Here is a 16,997-nt window from a genome sequence, read left to right as displayed (position 1 = left end):
TCCTGATCTCTAGAACGATCCAATATAGCAAAAATAATATGGTCGAATAAACTCACATATTTCTCATCGTATAATAACTCGTGCCAATAATTTACTACGGTATCTGCGCTATTCTTAAATACACCGCACCTGAAAGCGCCTAAATAATGTTCTTGTCTCCTTTAGCAGCAAAGAGAGCTAAGATTTCATTTACTATACTTAGCTACGCCTTTGTATAACTTTGAGGAATATGAACCTGTTTAACCACTCATTACTCTAATTCGGAGTTACTAAAATACTACCTTATACCGATGTTTGATGCAGTTTTTTAATATCAATCTTATTCCCATTCATAACATAATATCCTTGTTTTATGTATTCTACTGTCTGTTCTACGGCTCTTTTTCGTTCATCTCGATTCATTCTTTCTCATCTCCTTGTAGCTTTCTAACCTATGTTACTATAGTGATCCTTTGTTCTCTGCGTCTGTCAGCTGTTGCCTTACTTCCATCAATGCAAATCCTAATAGATTCTGACCCTTCCAACCCATTGGATTCTCGATCGCAGGATGGTCTTTAGCCATGCCAATTCCCCATATTTTATCGACGGGACTCGCTTCAACTAATACCTGATTCTGCGTAAGTATTAAGAAGCTCGCAAGCTTACTGTTTTGAGTGAATTTCGCAAAATTGCCACGTACCACAATGTCATAACAGCTTTGTTCCCAGATATTCTGGTCAAATCTTCTGACCTTTCTCCCCAATGCTTTTGCTTGTTTAGGATCGTTTGAAGCTAATATTTGTTGTAATATTTCGTCATCCTGAAACAACCTTGCCTTTTCAGCCATCATATATTGTTCTGCACTGTTGTATGTGATTCCATCGATATTAAATTTGATTTTCCACCACTGGCTAAAGCAACTTGCTGTTATACTTCCATCTGCAGATTTTTGATGTCCCCAGAAGAATAAATACGTTAGTTTTTTCCCCTTTTTATAATCTTGTATTAATTCATTTAATAAATACATTTAGATTCCCTCCAAATTCCGTCTAAATAATCGCGAAGGTCGATGTCCTGCATGTTGAGTAAATTGATCAGTCTCAATCACAAGATCAGCGGTCTTTCTTCTAAAGTTAGCCTTCAACAACTCTTTATCCAATATGACTTCATATACGGTTTGAATCTCAGTTAGGGTAAATAACCTAGGCATTAAATTAAATGCAATATTCGTATATTCAACCTTTCCTCGAAGTCTTTCGATTGCAAAAGCAATGATTTTGGCATGGTCAAAAGCAATATGATTCGAAGAAATCACGTTATACTCCTTCGTAACTGTATATTCCGTAGCGGTTGTCGTGCATGTAATTTCCTCTTCAAGAATTGCGTCGTCGCATGAAAGGGTTAATTGCCAAGTGGATTGTTTTATACTTCCTGCTGATAGAATATCCTTTACTTCTCGCAAAAGCTTATATTCCACATGAAACCATGCTACATCCGATGCATCATCACCCGCTTGAATCGAGAGCTTATCACTATCCACAAGAGCTAAATAAGAACAGGAGACTACCCAAGTTCTAGGATCACGACTAGGATCGCTGAACGTATACAGCTGTTCTAAATATACGTCTGTAACACCTGTCTCTTCTGCGAGTTCACGTTGTGCCGTTTGTTCCGTTGTTTCGTGAGGTCTCACAAATCCCCCTGCCAATGCCCATTGTCCAAGGAAAGGATGCTCCCCACGCTTAATCATGAGAATCTTTAGACTCTTCTCAGGTAACTTCCGATAATTATCTTTATCTTCACTTGAAACGGTAAACACCACCATGTCCGTCGCAATGGATGGACGTTCATAATCTCCCGCATTGTATTGCAACAGAAATTCCGCTTCAGTTAACCCCTCTTTATTTACCGGTTCCATGATAAGCTCCTTACTTATTATCTTTTTGATAATATCAACTAGTTAATAAGTACGATAACAGCATTTACTTCATTTATCAAGTGGCATTTGTTCTTCTCATGAAAATATAAATAAAATAGATCGTTTCATTTCGGATGTTTGTTATAAACAAACATTCGAGATGAAACGATCTCACTGACACAATGGTTATAGAGTCTTAATGATGAATAATCTCATTCGTTCTTCCTTTTCCTTTGAGGGAATTCTCAAACATATCAATAATCTCCAGGAATCTTTCTGCCTCACGGAACACATGATCCGCAAGCAAGGGATGAATAATACTTTTAATTTTACATTGATCTATGAGATCGCGGGCTGTTTTCTTGAAATCTCGCAGCGATTTTACAGACACTCTATTTTGATCCAGGAACTGATTTAATAATGGAACGGTTTGAGATTGAGGTCTCATCGATTCGACATCCCTAGCTTGAACTAACAACTGATCAAAATCGTTACTAAATTCTCGGGCTTGCTCAGCAAGCTTGCGTTCTGACGGATCTAATAAATGTCCAATAAACTGAGCATGTTCGCCCATAATTCTTAAAAAGAATACATTTTCATCAATAATTGCATCATATAATGGTTCTAACTGACCTCGATTTAGCTCTTCTAATCGATTCCGAAAGTAATTGGCTTCCCTACTCACATGATCGACCAGAAGTGGGAAATTGGTCTGACCAGGCAGTTTACAACTAAGTATTAAGCCAAGTACTTTCCTTTTAAATACCCAAATGTGACACACCGCAGAATGTACCTCTGTATTAAATTGTTTAATCGTATTAGGATCAACATCAAGGGTAAAACTGTGAATACGCCTTTCAATATCTTCAAAGACACGATAAAAATGATCTGCTTCTTTTTTAAGCACGGTATCCTCACACCGAAAACCCAAGCCCAAAAAAAATGAATGTTCCTTCATTATTCTGGACCAAAAGCTAACTTCATCTAAAGACTGAGCGACAAATGGGTCTGACATTCTTTCCCCTCCTACACATTATTGCTTATTAAACCATATGCGGAATGAGCTTGGGCTAATGTCAGAACTCCTGTATGTTTGAAGGCAACACGACAGTAGAAGCCTCTATTTAATCATGAATGACTTCCGTTCCCGCAATAAAATCATGGAGAGAGCGCTTATCTTCTCTAAAAATAACCATGCAGACACTCACAAGAAAGCCTATTCCGAGGGTCAATCCGTACACAACTCCAGCTACAACATCACGTAGAAGCATCGTCCCGAGACCTGGTCCTGAATGATCATCCACGCTTCTTATGCTTATTCCACAGATACGTTTCCCAATCGTCTGTCCGTTCCAGAATATAGGTAGTAATAATGTATACAAGAACGAGATTGTTTTTGTGAATAAATTTGAAGTATCATCACCAGCTGTTAATATCATTGCTATGATACCTAACGGGATTCCTACAATTAGTACATCCAACAATGAAGCCCCCAACCTAATCCAGAATCCTGCCTCCTGTTTCATAGCCCATCCCTCTTAGCTGTATTTATATTAACAAGATCGAGTGACACATACACACTACACGTTATATACGTATAATAGAAATCACTTAAACTTATACCAAAATATTCTATATTCAAAGTAAGGTGACAATCCTATACTCGTAGCAATGCGGATAGAACCCGTATTGTCCGGAGAACAATCCCAATAAGGATAGATTCCTTTTAGCTTACATTCATCCATAAATGCTCTAGCTACTGCTGTGCCATAATGTTTTCTTTTATATCCTTCTAATGTCTCAATATCGATAGCATGTGTCTGGTCAGCTACAAATGCCGAGAAACATGAGCTCACCACGTTATTGTTATCCACCGCAATATAGCCAAACCCCTGTTCTAAGAACTCGTCTATGGAATCCCAAAAATCCAGAATCTTCTCTTCTAATATTGACTGGTTATCTAATTTATTCGAATCCAATAGATTTCTATCCATTCTTCGAATCAATACCTGTTCTTCTCTGACCTCACTACTGTCTATATCTTTATTTTCCCTTAGGCTAAATACATATTGCATCTCGCTAGACATGTTACGGGTATGGAATATCTCCTGAATCCTCTCATCCCATGGTTTCGTCTCCCCGCTGATTTCGACCCAGTTCACATTCATTTTCCTTAGCCTGGGTTCAATATGTTGAGTTATATAGGATTCCAACCCTGTCCGAAAAGATTCACTTTGCACATCACCAACCATGTGAAACCCTTTCTGACCCTGTATCCACACTAAAGCAGCTGTAGGTTCTATTGGATGATCTACAAAGACCCATCCCGGATTATTCCCACTCACAATAGCCCTTACTTCAATATTATTACATAGATCAGTAATATGACTTATCGTAGAAAAGTCTTGCTTATTTAGCTCTGTGATCATGATTAACCCTCCTCAGCATGGAACCAGTATCCCATAGATTATTGATTTATATCATTCCAATGGAATTCCATTTCCATCATATTCAACATTATATTCATATGCATATGTTTCACTTTTCGAATCTTCGTTAGCTATTTCATTTAGATGGATATCTTTACTGGAATAGAAATGCCATTCAATTCGACCTTCTAATTCATACGAATTAAAATTATGGATTCCGTATCCCTCATCTTGAAGTTTCTCAGATAATCTCTTTAAGTTCTCTTCACTTTCAGAATAAAAATATTGTTCGATTGTTATCTGTTCTTTACTCATGTTTGCGGGCTCCTGACTACACCCTGTTAGCACGACTACTAATAAATATAATGAACATATGTATTTTAATTTCATCATCATAATTAACTCCCTTCGAATGATCTGAACAAAAATGACCATCCATGTAGGGATGGCCGTCCTTGGAATTAATCTTTTATTTAATTAAGCTCTATAGCATATCGTATTTCCTCTTTCATCCTATTAAATCCAACCAATTCATACAGGGATAAAGCGGACTCATTCGTAGTTAATACCATCAATTCTGCAGACTCTAGCCCATTCGTTTTTAAATAGGTCAGCGCTTGAGTCAGCATATATTTTGCAATACCACGATTTCTCCATGGGGCACGTACGAAGACAGGTTCTATAATTCCTTTATCCTCTTCCCGCCATGCCATTAAGCTACCTACAATCGTATCTGCCTCGCGAACAACTATCGCTGTCCACAGTGGATTCTGTTTGTGTTGAGAAAGTCGCTCTACCCCTAGTGGCGTATCAGGCCATACCTCGGCATCCAACTCCAAATACTCGATTTCTTCATGAGACGACTCCATTTTCCAATGCGTCAATTGAAACTCATCACTTAATGGCAAATCTGGAATCGGCTCCTTAAGGTCCCGTCTCATTGTAAATAAACTACTCATATGACGAAAGCCCTTCTCCTGAATGAAGAATTGACTATTGACTGTCTCCGAGGCATCGTTACCTACACACAGTAATGTAGCGTATTTCTGGGATAGTGACTCTTTTAACTCCATGGCACGTGAAAAAATATATGAATAGAGTAGCTCTAATAAGCTGAGATCGAATTCTCGTTCTGGCACGGTTTTTACATTGAGATAGATCGCATGCCTACTTTCTGCCGAGCGACCCGCTGGAACAATATTGAATACTTCAACTTGTCCTTTCGCTACCATTTCCCCATCTTCAAAAGCACAAAATACATTCACCCAGTTATCCGAATCGCCTACCCACCAAAATGTCGCATTCTCTCTTGAGTTAACGGAGTTATATAATTCACCAAGTAAAGGCATGTCAATCTGTTGGAAATTGCGGACTTCTATTCTCTTCAACAACTGATCTAAATTCCCCATAAAATTCCCCTCTCGATACCCATGACTCATCCATAATAATTGTACCTTTTACTATTACTACCAATAAAGGTAACACGTATGGATTCAATCTACTAAGTAAAGAAAGACTATAATTAATCTTTACTGATCGGTAGCAATGATATTAAAGTCTGTGATCAATGAGACGATTCTGTTCTCTTCATCAAAACCCCAATAAGAAGCATAGAAGCCATCGCCATAACCAGAACTGAACAATACCACATTGAGTTCCGTATCCTCACATACGATCACATTACCCCAGTTATCGTCGTGTTCAGCTAGTACATCGTCTATAAGATTATCGTAGAGGCTGATAAAATCATCACCGAGCTCTCGTTGTAATCTGGCATCCAGTTCATTTAACTTATCGATCGCATCCACATCAGCAAAACAACCTAGCCCGGTATCCACCGGATAGCCATATATCGTTCCCTCTTTTAGTTCGCTCAGATTCTGTCCTGCTCTTGTAGCCATCTCCCAACGAATAGGAAGTGCATCATACAATTTCAGTTCGGCTGCTGCAATTCGTTCTTCTTCCTCATGCCACCATGCGACCACTGGATATGTACCCGGCTGGAGCAGCCGTTCGAATGGATGATTATGAGAAACAAGCGGATCACAAGCAACAACTTGTCCGGAGGTAATCTTTATCTGCTCAAGTATTTCAGAACGAAGTATTCCACCTTCTGGTTTAGCTAATTCTAGGAATAGCTTTGACATTATTCATCTTCCTTTCTTTATATCATTTCACTTCGTTTAGCCTACCTGTGTTTCATTATACGACATCTATGATCGAAAGCATGATGTTATTAACATCATCAAATAATACATACATTCGCCACCAATAATTATCTAGAAAGAATTGCACATAAATAATATATGAAAACATATGTTCTATAAATGATTGACACATTCCATATTAAGGGGTATATTAAACGTAAATTATACATGGTTAGCGAGAGAAGCACCTCGCAAGAACAGGCAATTTAGCCTTTCTTGGAGGTGCTTTTTGTCGTTAATACTCTAGAGAGTGAGGTTGAAGTAACTATGAATGACATACGTAGAAGACGGATTTGGAGTAGATTAATTGTGATTCTCTGTATATTTACTGTACTACAAGTAGATGCACTTCCTGTAAATGCAGCGGATCGGTGGGATACTGCACTGGAGCACATCGATCAAGTTTACGATAACTTAACATCATTAAAAGCAATCACACAATCAGAAACTCAGCATATTCAAGACCAACGCAAGAAGAATAATGTTGCATTGAAGTCGTTGAACATAAAGATCAATGCCATAGACTTAGAATGGATCAACACACTACAAATTAGGTATGATCAGACCTTACAGAAACATTCTCCGCTATTAGAACAATACACAGCATTAAGCAAACAGGCTACTGCAGCTAGAAAGAATAAGGATAAGAAACTGGCTGATCTGCTGGATCTAAAGCGCAACAAGCTACTAGCTTCAGTGTTAGCTGCTCGTACCGATGTTAAAGCTAAAAAAGAAGCCCTCTCTGCGGCTAAAAAACAGCGTACAAGCAAGATAAAGACGATGAAGGATTTACTGACTCCTGTACAGAATTTAAAAAAACAGATCACAGCAGAGAATAAAACCATTACTGCCGCAAAACAAATATATTCAGCAACCGAAAAGCGTTATAAAGCTAGTGTAAAGCAGGGTAACGCAGTTACCGCCGATGAAGAACTCACGATTATGTATGATCAAATACAGATCATTCACACCTCTCAACAAAAAATATACGACTGGGAGAAGCAAATATCTCAGACCATCCTGACAGCAGAAACCAAATTACCGAAGTAACAAGTAACGATGAAGGATTCTCTATGGAAGAGATGACAAAGCCGATACAATAGAACGTATCGGCTAAATAGTTCACATAATGTTATTTCACCTGATGATGACCGTAAGTTCGCAACTATGCCTTTCGAGCAATTACACAATTTACATCCATCGATTTATCTTGAGATGACTCTAGACTCATTTTATGGAATCCTGTACCAGATACGAATTGAACAACTTCTTCTGGGTTATATAATTTGAATACTTAATCTAGGTTTAAATCTTTACTATATATTTTGGTAATGTCGCCATTCGGCTTAAATGCTCTCTCTATATAATTCCAACCAAATCTTTCATAGTAGTTGTCATGAGTCGTTATTAAGTACAAATTGTTATACCCCAATTTCTTCGCTTCTTCTATTACAGTATTCTGTAGTTCTCTCGCTATACCTTTACCTCTATGCTCTTCAGCGACATACAAGCATGCCAACCAAGGACACAGATCCTGTCTACAAGTTAGATCATTCATCCAGAAAGATACTGTTCCTACAGCTTCTTCTCCTTCTAGCGCTACGAATGTCATGGGCACACGATCGGTCTGAGAATTATGTAGCACGGCATATCTAACATATTCGATTGCTTTGTCACTAGCCCATTGTTTCCAAAGCCACTGACATACGGTTTCATAATATTCCATCGTATCTGCAAGATTAACAATTTGAATTCCCATAATTATCTCCTTTATATTTATCGATTCTATGATTCGAAAATTACACTATAGCTTAAAATCATTATATATGGAAATTTATGTTATATTAAATATGGATTTATGAAGTTACAGTGTATATTGAGGAGGGGAATTTAAGTAATGAAAAGGCTATTTCCATTCACGCTCTTTATATTATTGATTCTTGCAGGGTGTACTAATGTTGACGCCAATACAATTGACACACCTCTTTATGACGGAAAACCTTTAGTCATTGGCGTGATTGGTGACTCTCCAGAAGTACGCGAAGATAACGTGGAGTTTAGACAAATAACCTTCAAACAATTAGAGGAAGGCAACCATCTATCGGCTGAATTTGATGCTGTTATGATTATGAAGGAACATCTATCTGATTCTGCTGAGAGTAAATATGCTCAAGTATATAAGAGTTCAAACATTCCATATTTCTTTATAGAATCTACGAAATCATTTGTACCCTTTGTTACTGAAGAATTATCCTACGATCAGGTGTCAGAAATAAGTAATCTAGAATATGCAACGGGCTATTTCCATACAGACGATGATGGATTTAAACATTGGGGTTACGGACTATACAATGACAAAGTAAACGAATCCAACTTTAAGGATGTATACACACGAATTTTTGCTACTATCGAATCTATTGAGAAATAAAAACATGACCCAACCTGAGATAGCACAACTATCGTAGGTCGGGTCATGTATTTTTTTAGAAGTATTAACCACAAGTCCCCTTACCCACCCTCACCCTAGTCCATAAATCAGTACGTAGTAGTTACATTAATAAATACTCCATAATTACATACTATAGCGCAATCTTTCTAGTCTTTGTCTCAGTTGTGCAACCTTCCGCTGACAATCTGCTCTTAGAACCAACGCTTCTGCAAGTTTCATAACTTCCCCTCCATTATTATGGTATTTACCCTTTTAGTAGCTAATTCTAATCAAGCTGAGGTATCGCTTGTTTGACGAATTTTAATTAATCTTGCTAATATAGCTCTAAAATTACCCACACTAATTTGTATTGGTTATATGCTTGGTCTGCTTTAGGATATACGAAAATAGCCTTGGTTCGATTAACCTTATCATATTAAATCCTTGAGGTAAGGCCTTGGTCTGAGTCATAAACTTGGACAATATAACTCTTGCCAAGTTTGTCCTCAACATCGTTCAAATCGTTAACACCACCATAGAAATCTAGTAATCCATTATCAGACAAAGTCTGTAGTCTAGAAATATTACCATTGTTGTCGTATACGATATAAAAGTCTTCAAAATATTGATAATGTGAGTCTTTCGTACTCCTATCTTCAAAATCGTTATTCTTATTATACTTAGTCAAATCAATATTATGGATATTTTGCTTCAGTTTAATATTATTAATCTTCAAACTAGACAAATCCGTAGAGTCCAAGGTTTTGATTAGCAACTCCTTTTTCAATATAAAACAAGCAATCACTACAATCACAATAGATAAAATAATCAAAGAATACTTGATGGCTTTTCCAGACGATTTATTCCCCATACTCACTTCTCCTAACGTTCAGCACTGTATCGCAACTTAAAACCCTATTGTCATTTCTATGTTTGAATCTTCATTCTTATCTATGATTTCTACTACGATCTCCAACACGATATCCTCAAAAACTTCATTTATTATTTCGTGTTTCTCCAAATCTCTTATCACTTCTTTTTGATTTTCTATTCTTCCTATGGTCATATGGGGCTTATATGGAATATGGGGTTGATGATATTCTGAGATTATTCCTGTGTATAATCGCCTATGTAATTCAACTATTTGGTCTCTTCCTTCTAATACGTTCAGAAAAATGTATCCACCTTCTTCGCCACTTATGCCACTGAGTCTAAGTTTAAAGGATCTCATCCCCAGTAACGCATGCTTGATATGATCTTGTAATTGTTCACCCGTTATATCACTTTCAAAAGGAAAAACAATCGTGAGATGAGGTTGAACATGCTTATATAATGGATCATACTTTTCTCTGATATTATCGATCATACTCATATTGTGGAACTTCGGAAATATCATCATGCATCTAAGATTCATTCCATCGCCTACCTCCAAATGAATGTGACCAGGCCATAACTCCTATCATAGGGTCGGGTCACCATGCTATCGCGCAATCTTGTTATAATACTGAGCTAATTAGTTAATCAAGTCTAACCAAACTGGGGTGGAACACGATAATTCGTCGCTTGTTCAAAAGCATAGGCTATTTTTATTAAGGTAGGTTCACTAAAGGCTTTGCCGGAAAAAACAACTCCAAAAGGGCCTTTTGTAGAATCACCATCGGAGTCCACGACCCCTATTGAGGAATATCCTGCCGGAACGGTAATCAAGGGATATCCCAATCGCGCGGCAATATACATTCCATCCACATCCCCAGGTAACAGTAATGCATCTAAACCATGCTCTTCTAACACGTAATCAATTCCCTGGTTACGCGCTAATGCATCATATTGTTGTTTCTTCTCATGATAGGTTTGCTCATTTAATGTTGTCTCTACCGACCTGATCAACGTGTCTTGCCCATACTTTAGAGCAACCTCGGCATGATTCTCATCATAATCTATTAATTCTTGCAAAGAGTGAACCGGTACGGTATCCGATAATTGTGATAAGTATTGATCTAGTCCTTTTTTAAATTCATAGCAGATGACATCATTATTCCAATTGTTATGTTCAACGTGAAGACTAACATGATCTACGATCGTGGCGCCTGCGGCTTGCAATGTTGAGATCGCTGCCTCCATAATAGCAAGTCTTTCTTTGTCTAGGTGCATTTAATAATGTCTTGGAATACCTATTCTTGCGTGTTGTATAAAATCAGTATCCAAGAATGGTGTGTAATCCGCAAAGGAACGTTCCTTACTCAAAAGTGTACCATCATCATTGTCGTCAATTCCAGTTAATGCACCTAACATAATAACCGCATCCGTAACAGTTCTAGCTATAGGTCCCGGTGTGTCTTGACTCACTGAAATCGGAATAACTCCTGCTCGGCTAACGAGTCCCACCGTAGGTTTGATACCTACAAGAGAATTCTGACAAGCTGGACCTACAATAGATCCTGCTGTTTCCGTTCCTATAGCTCCCGCCGCAAAATTTGAGGCAATCGCTGCTGCAGGCCCAGAACTCGATCCGCTAATGAATATCTCACCTGGTCCATATGGATTAAGCACGAGTCCTCCTCTGGAGCTGTATCCCGCTGGCATCTTACTGGACATAAAATTAGACCATTCAGACATATTTGCTTTCCCTAGTATGACGGCACCTGCACTACGCAGCTTCGACGCTACGAATGAATCCGTTGCTGCAAATGATTCCGCTAGCGCAACTGAACCGGCACTGGTATGCATCTTATCCCCTGTATCCAGATTATCTTTTAATAAAATAGGAATACCGTGTAACTTCCCGCGACTTCCTGTTAGCTTACGTTCTTTATCTAATTCTATCGCGATTTCAATCGCATCCGGATTGATTTCTAGTATAGCGTTAATCTTCGAGTCGTACTTATGTATTCTTTCTAGGTAACTCCGTACTAAGTCCTCAGAACTTATGGAACCTGATTCCATAGCTGTTTGCATACTCATGATATCTGCTTCAATAATCCATTCTTCGAGCATCATATCCACTTAAGTCACTCCTCTAGTAAAATATGGTTGTGGCATTCCTAATTAACTTACCATATTTCTCTGTCTCAATGACATGGAAAGATTGATTATAACTATGTTGGAGCAATTGCTTATTTATTTCCTATCCCAGAACCGAGTCAACCGCTCCTTTAAAAATAAACCATTCCGCTTTTTTCTCCTTGAGTTTCTCTTTACCTTCCTCCAGTATCCTGTAATACTTACGTTTTCGTCCTTCTACTTTCACCCAGTACGCTTCCACCCAGCGCTCGCTTTCCATTGCATGGAGAATGGGATAGAGTGTTCCTTCTTTTAATGAAAATATACCTTGCGATCTCTGTTCCAGCTCCTTAATTAGCTCATAGCCATATAACGGCTTCTCTAATAAAAGAGTCAGGATCAAAGTTCCCGTGCTGCCCTTAAGCATTTCTTTGCTTACTTTCAATGCTCTGCACCTCCTGATTTTGTCATTTCATGATTTTTGAGTATCTTCAAATCTACCTTTTCTGAAAGGTGCAACGATCGGTTGTGGCCGATCCATTTCCTTTAAAATGTTATCTTAGTAACTTTTGAATGAATTTTATCTTCCAAATTCCATATCCCATCAAAGCACCGAACATATTAAGAATGAAATCATCAATGTCGAAACTTCCTTTTCTTGTAACTAATTGAATGACTTCAACAACGAATAACAATATAATCATTAAAATTGAAAATGAACCTAACTTGTTTAGCTTATTTATAAGGTAAGGCAGATAAATACCCATCGGTAAAAATAAAATTAAATTACCAAAAAGATTTTTTATTGGTATATCGATATTCATAGTTCCGTTAAGAATCGCATTGATATAAGTACTTATCGATTTAAATGGAACAAAATTTGAAGAGCTCTTTATGTATTGCCAAAGCGAAAGGTCTGTCCATATATTCCCTCTTGATCCTAAGAATAAAATAATAGCCAATACAAGTAAGTAAAATATAAAACTAATGCTTAAAACAATCTTAATTAATTTCTTCATATGATGTTCATTCCTTTTTCTTAAATAGAATAAATAACGGAATCGGCCGCTAATTATTCCTTTATTTATAATGATCAATACCTAGCATCACTATACATCGTATATCTATGTATGTAAAATTCTCGAGAACACCCTTCCCTCTTTTCCTTCTTCTAAGATGCGGATGATCTCTAGTGTGTTTACAGCATAATGGTTCTTGTTTTTATAATCCGTTCGCGATTCATAACGTTCCTGAGTTACCCTTTACTCTCCTGGACATGTTGTAGTACTTCCCTTGTAGAAGTCACTTCGAACCTCTTATCTGAATAAGGATTTGTGATTTCCAATACCTCTTCCACATTGTATCCATGGTTCCATTCTATCAACATTTTCATTAGATTCTTCACAGATTGTTTGTAATTCCCTCGTTCGATGCCTGTTCTCGATCTAACAAATCTCCTAATAATTCTGTAATCTCGTAAATAGACACTTGGATTTAAAATATAAATGAGATCTGCCTTTTCAAAACTTTCACTCGTCCATTCAAATTGAACTCCTTCAATAATCCATGATTCTAAGCTGACTATTCTATACAATTCTGCATCTCTTATTTCTTGTGGGAATCTCCTGTTTTCTACACTTCTATCCCAAACCATGTTATCAAGTTCATAATAAGGAACCTCTAGCAACTTAGATATTTCTTTGGCTAAATATGATTTCCCACTCCCACAAGAACCAATAATACGGATTTTTATATGACTCATCTCCTTTCTCTAATTCATCATTTATTCCGATTTCTCCTAATACAGCGAAAAGCTGCACTTGGCAGCCCTCCCTATTGATCCTATTACTTCATTCGTATAACTTCTGACTATTCTTTTTTCGCAATAATCATAAATCGTTTGGAACTTGTCCTAATTCCTCTTTCAGTTATATTATCATCAATAAATGTTTGGAGTATCTCAAAATCACGATTATATTTCCCGAAGTTCGGAATAATGGGCGTGTGTTTCAGTAGAAATACTAAATCTTCGTACGTTTCAAAATATTCAGTTGCATCATATTCAAAGGACTGGATATCCTTAAAACCAGCTTCATTCAATTCCTCAATGTATTTATTCTTTAATGTTCCATCCACCACACCACTAGCCTGTCCTCTTCCAAACGCCTGTTTCATGTTAAGCTTATCATCTTCACTTACTTGTTGAGTGAGGAATATGCCATTATTCACTAGGACCCTCACTACTTCTTTGGCATGAAAGGGTGAGTGCCTACAAGATACCACGTGGAAAAAATTCCGAGGAAAGTCAAGATTATCAGCATCCATTTGCAAAAATTGTACATTGGTTTGATTGGAATTTTCTAAATTATGATTCGCAGTGTGCATCATTCCCGATGAGATATCAATTCCCACTAAATGTGAAGCGGCATGAGCAATGGATAATAACGTTTCCCCTCCACCTGTACCAATATCGAGTAATCGATCAGACGGGAGACATCTTTGGGTTACTTCATCATAGAATTCCCACTCTACACCTTCAGCTGTCATCTTTACTTTACTGAAATCCCAACCATTTAATTGTCCGACTTCATCATAGAATTTCTTATAATCAAATTGCTTCATATCTAATATCCACCTTTCAAATCGTTAAAATGAGTACATAAAAGCCAGGATCGAAAGAGACAATACGTCCCTGTGTCGTGTCCTGGCTTACAGAAAAATGTGCCCCGACACCTTATCAAAAGTAATTGTTCTCTTCGGTCAAAAGGGCAAACGTCCCCCTTAACAGCTGGTACGCGTTTTACCCAGCCCGTGAACTAATTACTTCGAACAAAGTGGAGATCCATCCCATTTCACCTCAATTGAAAGTTTCATTTACTATACTTGATACTTAGGCGGAAGCACAAGGTGAAATTTACAATTTATACAGACTATAGGTTCATCTTTATTAGAGCCTAGGTTCAATTCATATTTAAATATGAATATATATAGATGTCATAAATCAGCTATTCCCACCGTCTATGCTTTTTGAAGTAAGAACTCGATCACAGGATAGGAAATCATATGTCTCTCGCTATATGTGTTGTGTATTGCTTCATTTTGAGTACTTAGTATCCCTTTGTGTAAGATTACCGTTTTAAACCCTCGTTCAATGGCACCGTTATATGTGAAAAGCACACAATGCTCTGCTGCGAATCCAGCAACAACGACTAATCCAATTTCTTTTCACTGCTAATCTCTTCTGACCCTTCAACATCTTTGATATGTATGACATGATGATGGTTTAGGCGGAGTAGGTTGGCCACGTGATTTATATATTCAGACGCACTGTCAATATCTCGTTGTTCAAGCTGACCTTCTAACAAGTTTTTTTGCATATCGATAATTAATAAGCCTATTTTCAAATTCATTTCTCCGTTCTTAAATTTATTTCTCCATATTTTTAAAGGAGCATAGCGATTGACCACATATGCTCCTCCTAGCTTTTTAAACTAAATATTTATCTTTAATGACGTTCATATGATGCATCTCATGACCAGCGATAATATATGCCCACGCTCTTACTGTTGACTCACTGTCATTGACAATACCAATTCTGGACCACGCTTCTGTAGATAGTCCACGAAGCAACGTGAGGGTTGCACGCCGTACTGCTGTATAATCTTCTAAAAGATCTGCCATGTCATAACTTTTAAATGGAGATTCGCTCATCATAACGTCTTGATCATAACCAGATAGTGGCGTCTTGTCGCCTCTAGCAATACGAAGTAACCGATAACCCATGATGCGTTCGTTATCCGTAATATGTCCCAGTACTTCTTTCAAGCTCCACTTTCCCGGTGCATAACGGTAATTTGCCTGATCTTCCGTAACGCTAGAGAGCAACTCAGTTGTGTTCTTGAGAGACTGGATTAGAATATCATCGATATCTCCTTCTGGAACTAACTTCACATACGTCTCAAAATGAACGTTATATTCATCTTTTGATGGTCGATTTGACATAAATGGATCATCTCCTTAAAAGTTTCACCCAGTATAACACGGTATCTGTTGGTTGAAAATTTCCAGTTTGTATTGCGCATTTATATAAAAGTCATTGACTAGTCCCCTAGGGTATCGTTCATGATAGTTGAGAGGTGATTAGTATGTTAATTAAAGAGGTATGCGATCGATGTCATCTGACCAAGAAAGCCATTGAATATTATGAGAAACAGGGCTTAATTAAGCCGGAGATTGGTGAGAACGGCTATCGTCATTATGATGAACAAGATATAGCAACACTAAAGGAAATAGCTGTTCTAAGAAAGTTAGGCATTTCCATCCCTGATATTCAAACCATTCTAAACAGTAACCATAAATCAGCAGCACTCTCTAAATGTAAGTATCGGATGGAGCTACAACAGCAAAAGGAAAAGTCTCGGCTTGAACGCATGGAGCAATTGATTCACCATTATGATATTGACCGTGAATTTACATATCTACAGTCTAATTTGGAGGAGTATTTTACGATTAAGGATAAATTAGTGCAAGCTTTTCCTGGTAGTTATGGCATATATGTTAGCATCCATTTTGAATGATCGAATCGATTCTGTAGAGCAGGAGAAGGCGTATGACACAATCGTTTCTTTCCTTGATCAAGTTGAGATACCCACTGAGTTGCAGGACTATGTAGAGAAATCATTCTCCATCACGCAACAAGAAAGCATGGAGAAAACAAGTGCTTCTTTGGTCCATGCCGTTTCGGATTTGGAGAACTATATGAATGATAATAAAGAAGTTTTTGAAGCTTACCTATCTTTTCGCACATCTAGCGCGTATAAAGAATCGGAAGCCTATAAAATGCAACAGCTTTTAATAGAATTTCAGAAAAGTAGCGGTTATACTGACGTTTTTCTCCCGAACTTCAAAATTCTTAGTCCTTCTTATCTTGCCTATACCAGAAAACTGGAAGAAGCGAATGCCACATTGATGGATAAATATCCGCAGTTGAAGGATTTATATTCATAGCGAACAATGACGATAACGGTTATCTCGAT

Annotated in this window: 24 protein-coding genes; 4 read left to right on the top strand and 20 right to left on the bottom strand. The window is 37.6% G+C overall.

Annotation, left to right across the window (positions count from 1 at the left end; translation table 11 throughout):
- Positions 1–439: 439 nt before the first annotated feature.
- The 8 genes from ybiA to AC1D69_RS08790 form a co-directional block, all read right to left on the bottom strand.
- Entirely contained in the window at positions 440–1,006 is a 567-nt protein-coding gene (gene ybiA, locus AC1D69_RS08825; protein ID WP_495455779.1) for a riboflavin biosynthesis intermediates N-glycosidase, read from the bottom strand.
- A complete protein-coding gene (locus tag AC1D69_RS08820; RefSeq protein WP_495455778.1) occupies positions 1,007–1,897 on the bottom strand; it encodes an NUDIX hydrolase in 891 nt (296 codons plus the stop codon).
- Between the two features lie 196 nt (positions 1,898–2,093).
- Positions 2,094–2,912 carry a DUF2935 domain-containing protein gene (locus AC1D69_RS08815; RefSeq protein WP_495455777.1) on the bottom strand — a complete coding sequence of 273 codons (819 nt, stop codon included), beginning with the start codon at positions 2,910–2,912 and terminating at the stop codon, positions 2,094–2,096.
- A 109-nt stretch (positions 2,913–3,021) separates the two neighbouring features.
- Positions 3,022–3,423, bottom strand: a complete 402-nt coding sequence (locus AC1D69_RS08810; protein WP_495455776.1) for an RDD family protein — start codon at positions 3,421–3,423, stop codon at positions 3,022–3,024.
- A gap of 81 nt (positions 3,424–3,504) precedes the next feature.
- Complete coding sequence (locus tag AC1D69_RS08805; protein ID WP_495455775.1) at positions 3,505–4,326, bottom strand: GNAT family N-acetyltransferase; 822 nt, start codon at positions 4,324–4,326, stop codon at positions 3,505–3,507.
- Positions 4,327–4,377: 51 nt separating this feature from the next.
- Positions 4,378–4,641 (bottom strand): ribonuclease E inhibitor RraB, encoded by a 264-nt coding sequence (locus AC1D69_RS08800; RefSeq protein WP_495455774.1) that lies wholly within the window; start codon positions 4,639–4,641, stop codon positions 4,378–4,380.
- A gap of 158 nt (positions 4,642–4,799) precedes the next feature.
- On the bottom strand, positions 4,800–5,735 hold the full coding sequence (locus AC1D69_RS08795) for a GNAT family N-acetyltransferase (protein WP_495455773.1): 936 nt from the start codon (positions 5,733–5,735) through the stop codon (positions 4,800–4,802).
- A gap of 120 nt (positions 5,736–5,855) precedes the next feature.
- Positions 5,856–6,473 (bottom strand): DUF4241 domain-containing protein, encoded by a 618-nt coding sequence (locus tag AC1D69_RS08790; protein ID WP_495455772.1) that lies wholly within the window; start codon positions 6,471–6,473, stop codon positions 5,856–5,858.
- A 282-nt stretch (positions 6,474–6,755) separates the two neighbouring features.
- Between AC1D69_RS08790 and AC1D69_RS08785 the strand changes: the two genes are divergently transcribed.
- Complete coding sequence (locus tag AC1D69_RS08785; RefSeq protein WP_495456056.1) at positions 6,756–7,583, top strand: hypothetical protein; 828 nt, start codon at positions 6,756–6,758, stop codon at positions 7,581–7,583.
- Between the two features lie 244 nt (positions 7,584–7,827).
- Here AC1D69_RS08785 and AC1D69_RS08780 read toward each other — a convergent pair whose 3' ends face one another.
- Positions 7,828–8,292, bottom strand: coding sequence for a GNAT family N-acetyltransferase (locus AC1D69_RS08780; protein WP_495455771.1), 465 nt, complete (start codon positions 8,290–8,292; stop codon positions 7,828–7,830).
- Between the two features lie 138 nt (positions 8,293–8,430).
- Here AC1D69_RS08780 and AC1D69_RS08775 point away from each other — a divergent pair, with 138 nt between their 5' ends.
- Positions 8,431–8,961 carry a hypothetical protein gene (locus AC1D69_RS08775; protein WP_495455770.1) on the top strand — a complete coding sequence of 177 codons (531 nt, stop codon included), beginning with the start codon at positions 8,431–8,433 and terminating at the stop codon, positions 8,959–8,961.
- Positions 8,962–9,397: 436 nt separating this feature from the next.
- On the opposite strand, the gene AC1D69_RS08770 is transcribed toward AC1D69_RS08775, so the two are convergent.
- The 11 genes from AC1D69_RS08770 to AC1D69_RS08720 all read right to left on the bottom strand — a co-directional run bounded on the left by AC1D69_RS08770 (position 9,398) and on the right by AC1D69_RS08720 (position 15,963).
- Positions 9,398–9,832 carry a peptidase M56 gene (locus AC1D69_RS08770; protein ID WP_495455769.1) on the bottom strand — a complete coding sequence of 145 codons (435 nt, stop codon included), beginning with the start codon at positions 9,830–9,832 and terminating at the stop codon, positions 9,398–9,400.
- 36 nt (positions 9,833–9,868) lie between these two features.
- Positions 9,869–10,333 (bottom strand): 2'-5' RNA ligase family protein, encoded by a 465-nt coding sequence (locus AC1D69_RS08765; RefSeq protein ID WP_495455768.1) that lies wholly within the window; start codon positions 10,331–10,333, stop codon positions 9,869–9,871.
- Positions 10,334–10,488: 155 nt separating this feature from the next.
- On the bottom strand, positions 10,489–11,112 hold the full coding sequence (locus AC1D69_RS08760; RefSeq protein ID WP_495455767.1) for an amidase: 624 nt from the start codon (positions 11,110–11,112) through the stop codon (positions 10,489–10,491).
- Entirely contained in the window at positions 11,113–11,958 is an 846-nt protein-coding gene (locus AC1D69_RS08755; RefSeq protein ID WP_495456055.1) for an amidase family protein, read from the bottom strand. It lies immediately after the preceding gene.
- A 127-nt stretch (positions 11,959–12,085) separates the two neighbouring features.
- Positions 12,086–12,406 carry a PadR family transcriptional regulator gene (locus AC1D69_RS08750; protein WP_495455766.1) on the bottom strand — a complete coding sequence of 107 codons (321 nt, stop codon included), beginning with the start codon at positions 12,404–12,406 and terminating at the stop codon, positions 12,086–12,088.
- A 109-nt stretch (positions 12,407–12,515) separates the two neighbouring features.
- Entirely contained in the window at positions 12,516–12,980 is a 465-nt protein-coding gene (locus tag AC1D69_RS08745; protein WP_495455765.1) for a VanZ family protein, read from the bottom strand.
- A gap of 236 nt (positions 12,981–13,216) precedes the next feature.
- Positions 13,217–13,723: a P-loop NTPase family protein gene (locus AC1D69_RS08740; RefSeq protein ID WP_495455764.1), complete on the bottom strand. Its 507-nt coding sequence runs from the start codon at positions 13,721–13,723 to the stop codon at positions 13,217–13,219.
- Positions 13,724–13,830: 107 nt separating this feature from the next.
- On the bottom strand, positions 13,831–14,583 hold the full coding sequence (locus tag AC1D69_RS08735; protein ID WP_495455763.1) for a class I SAM-dependent methyltransferase: 753 nt from the start codon (positions 14,581–14,583) through the stop codon (positions 13,831–13,833).
- 396 nt (positions 14,584–14,979) lie between these two features.
- Entirely contained in the window at positions 14,980–15,138 is a 159-nt protein-coding gene (locus AC1D69_RS08730; protein WP_495455762.1) for a hypothetical protein, read from the bottom strand.
- A 32-nt stretch (positions 15,139–15,170) separates the two neighbouring features.
- Positions 15,171–15,428 (bottom strand): hypothetical protein, encoded by a 258-nt coding sequence (locus AC1D69_RS08725; protein WP_495455761.1) that lies wholly within the window; start codon positions 15,426–15,428, stop codon positions 15,171–15,173.
- Positions 15,429–15,447: 19 nt separating this feature from the next.
- Entirely contained in the window at positions 15,448–15,963 is a 516-nt protein-coding gene (locus tag AC1D69_RS08720; protein WP_495455760.1) for a DinB family protein, read from the bottom strand.
- Positions 15,964–16,106: 143 nt separating this feature from the next.
- On the opposite strand from AC1D69_RS08720, the gene AC1D69_RS08715 reads away from it, so the two are divergent.
- Positions 16,107–16,538, top strand: a complete 432-nt coding sequence (locus AC1D69_RS08715; protein WP_495455759.1) for a MerR family transcriptional regulator — start codon at positions 16,107–16,109, stop codon at positions 16,536–16,538.
- A complete protein-coding gene (locus AC1D69_RS08710) occupies positions 16,516–16,968 on the top strand; it encodes a hypothetical protein (protein ID WP_495455758.1) in 453 nt (150 codons plus the stop codon). Before AC1D69_RS08715 ends, AC1D69_RS08710 begins: the two co-directional genes overlap by 23 nt.
- The last annotated feature ends 29 nt before the right edge of the window (positions 16,969–16,997 follow it).

The organism is Paenibacillus sp. Y301, from assembly GCF_059445505.1.
The sequence above is the reverse complement of the archived record's forward strand: the minus strand, read 5'-3'. Positions and strand labels throughout refer to the sequence as shown.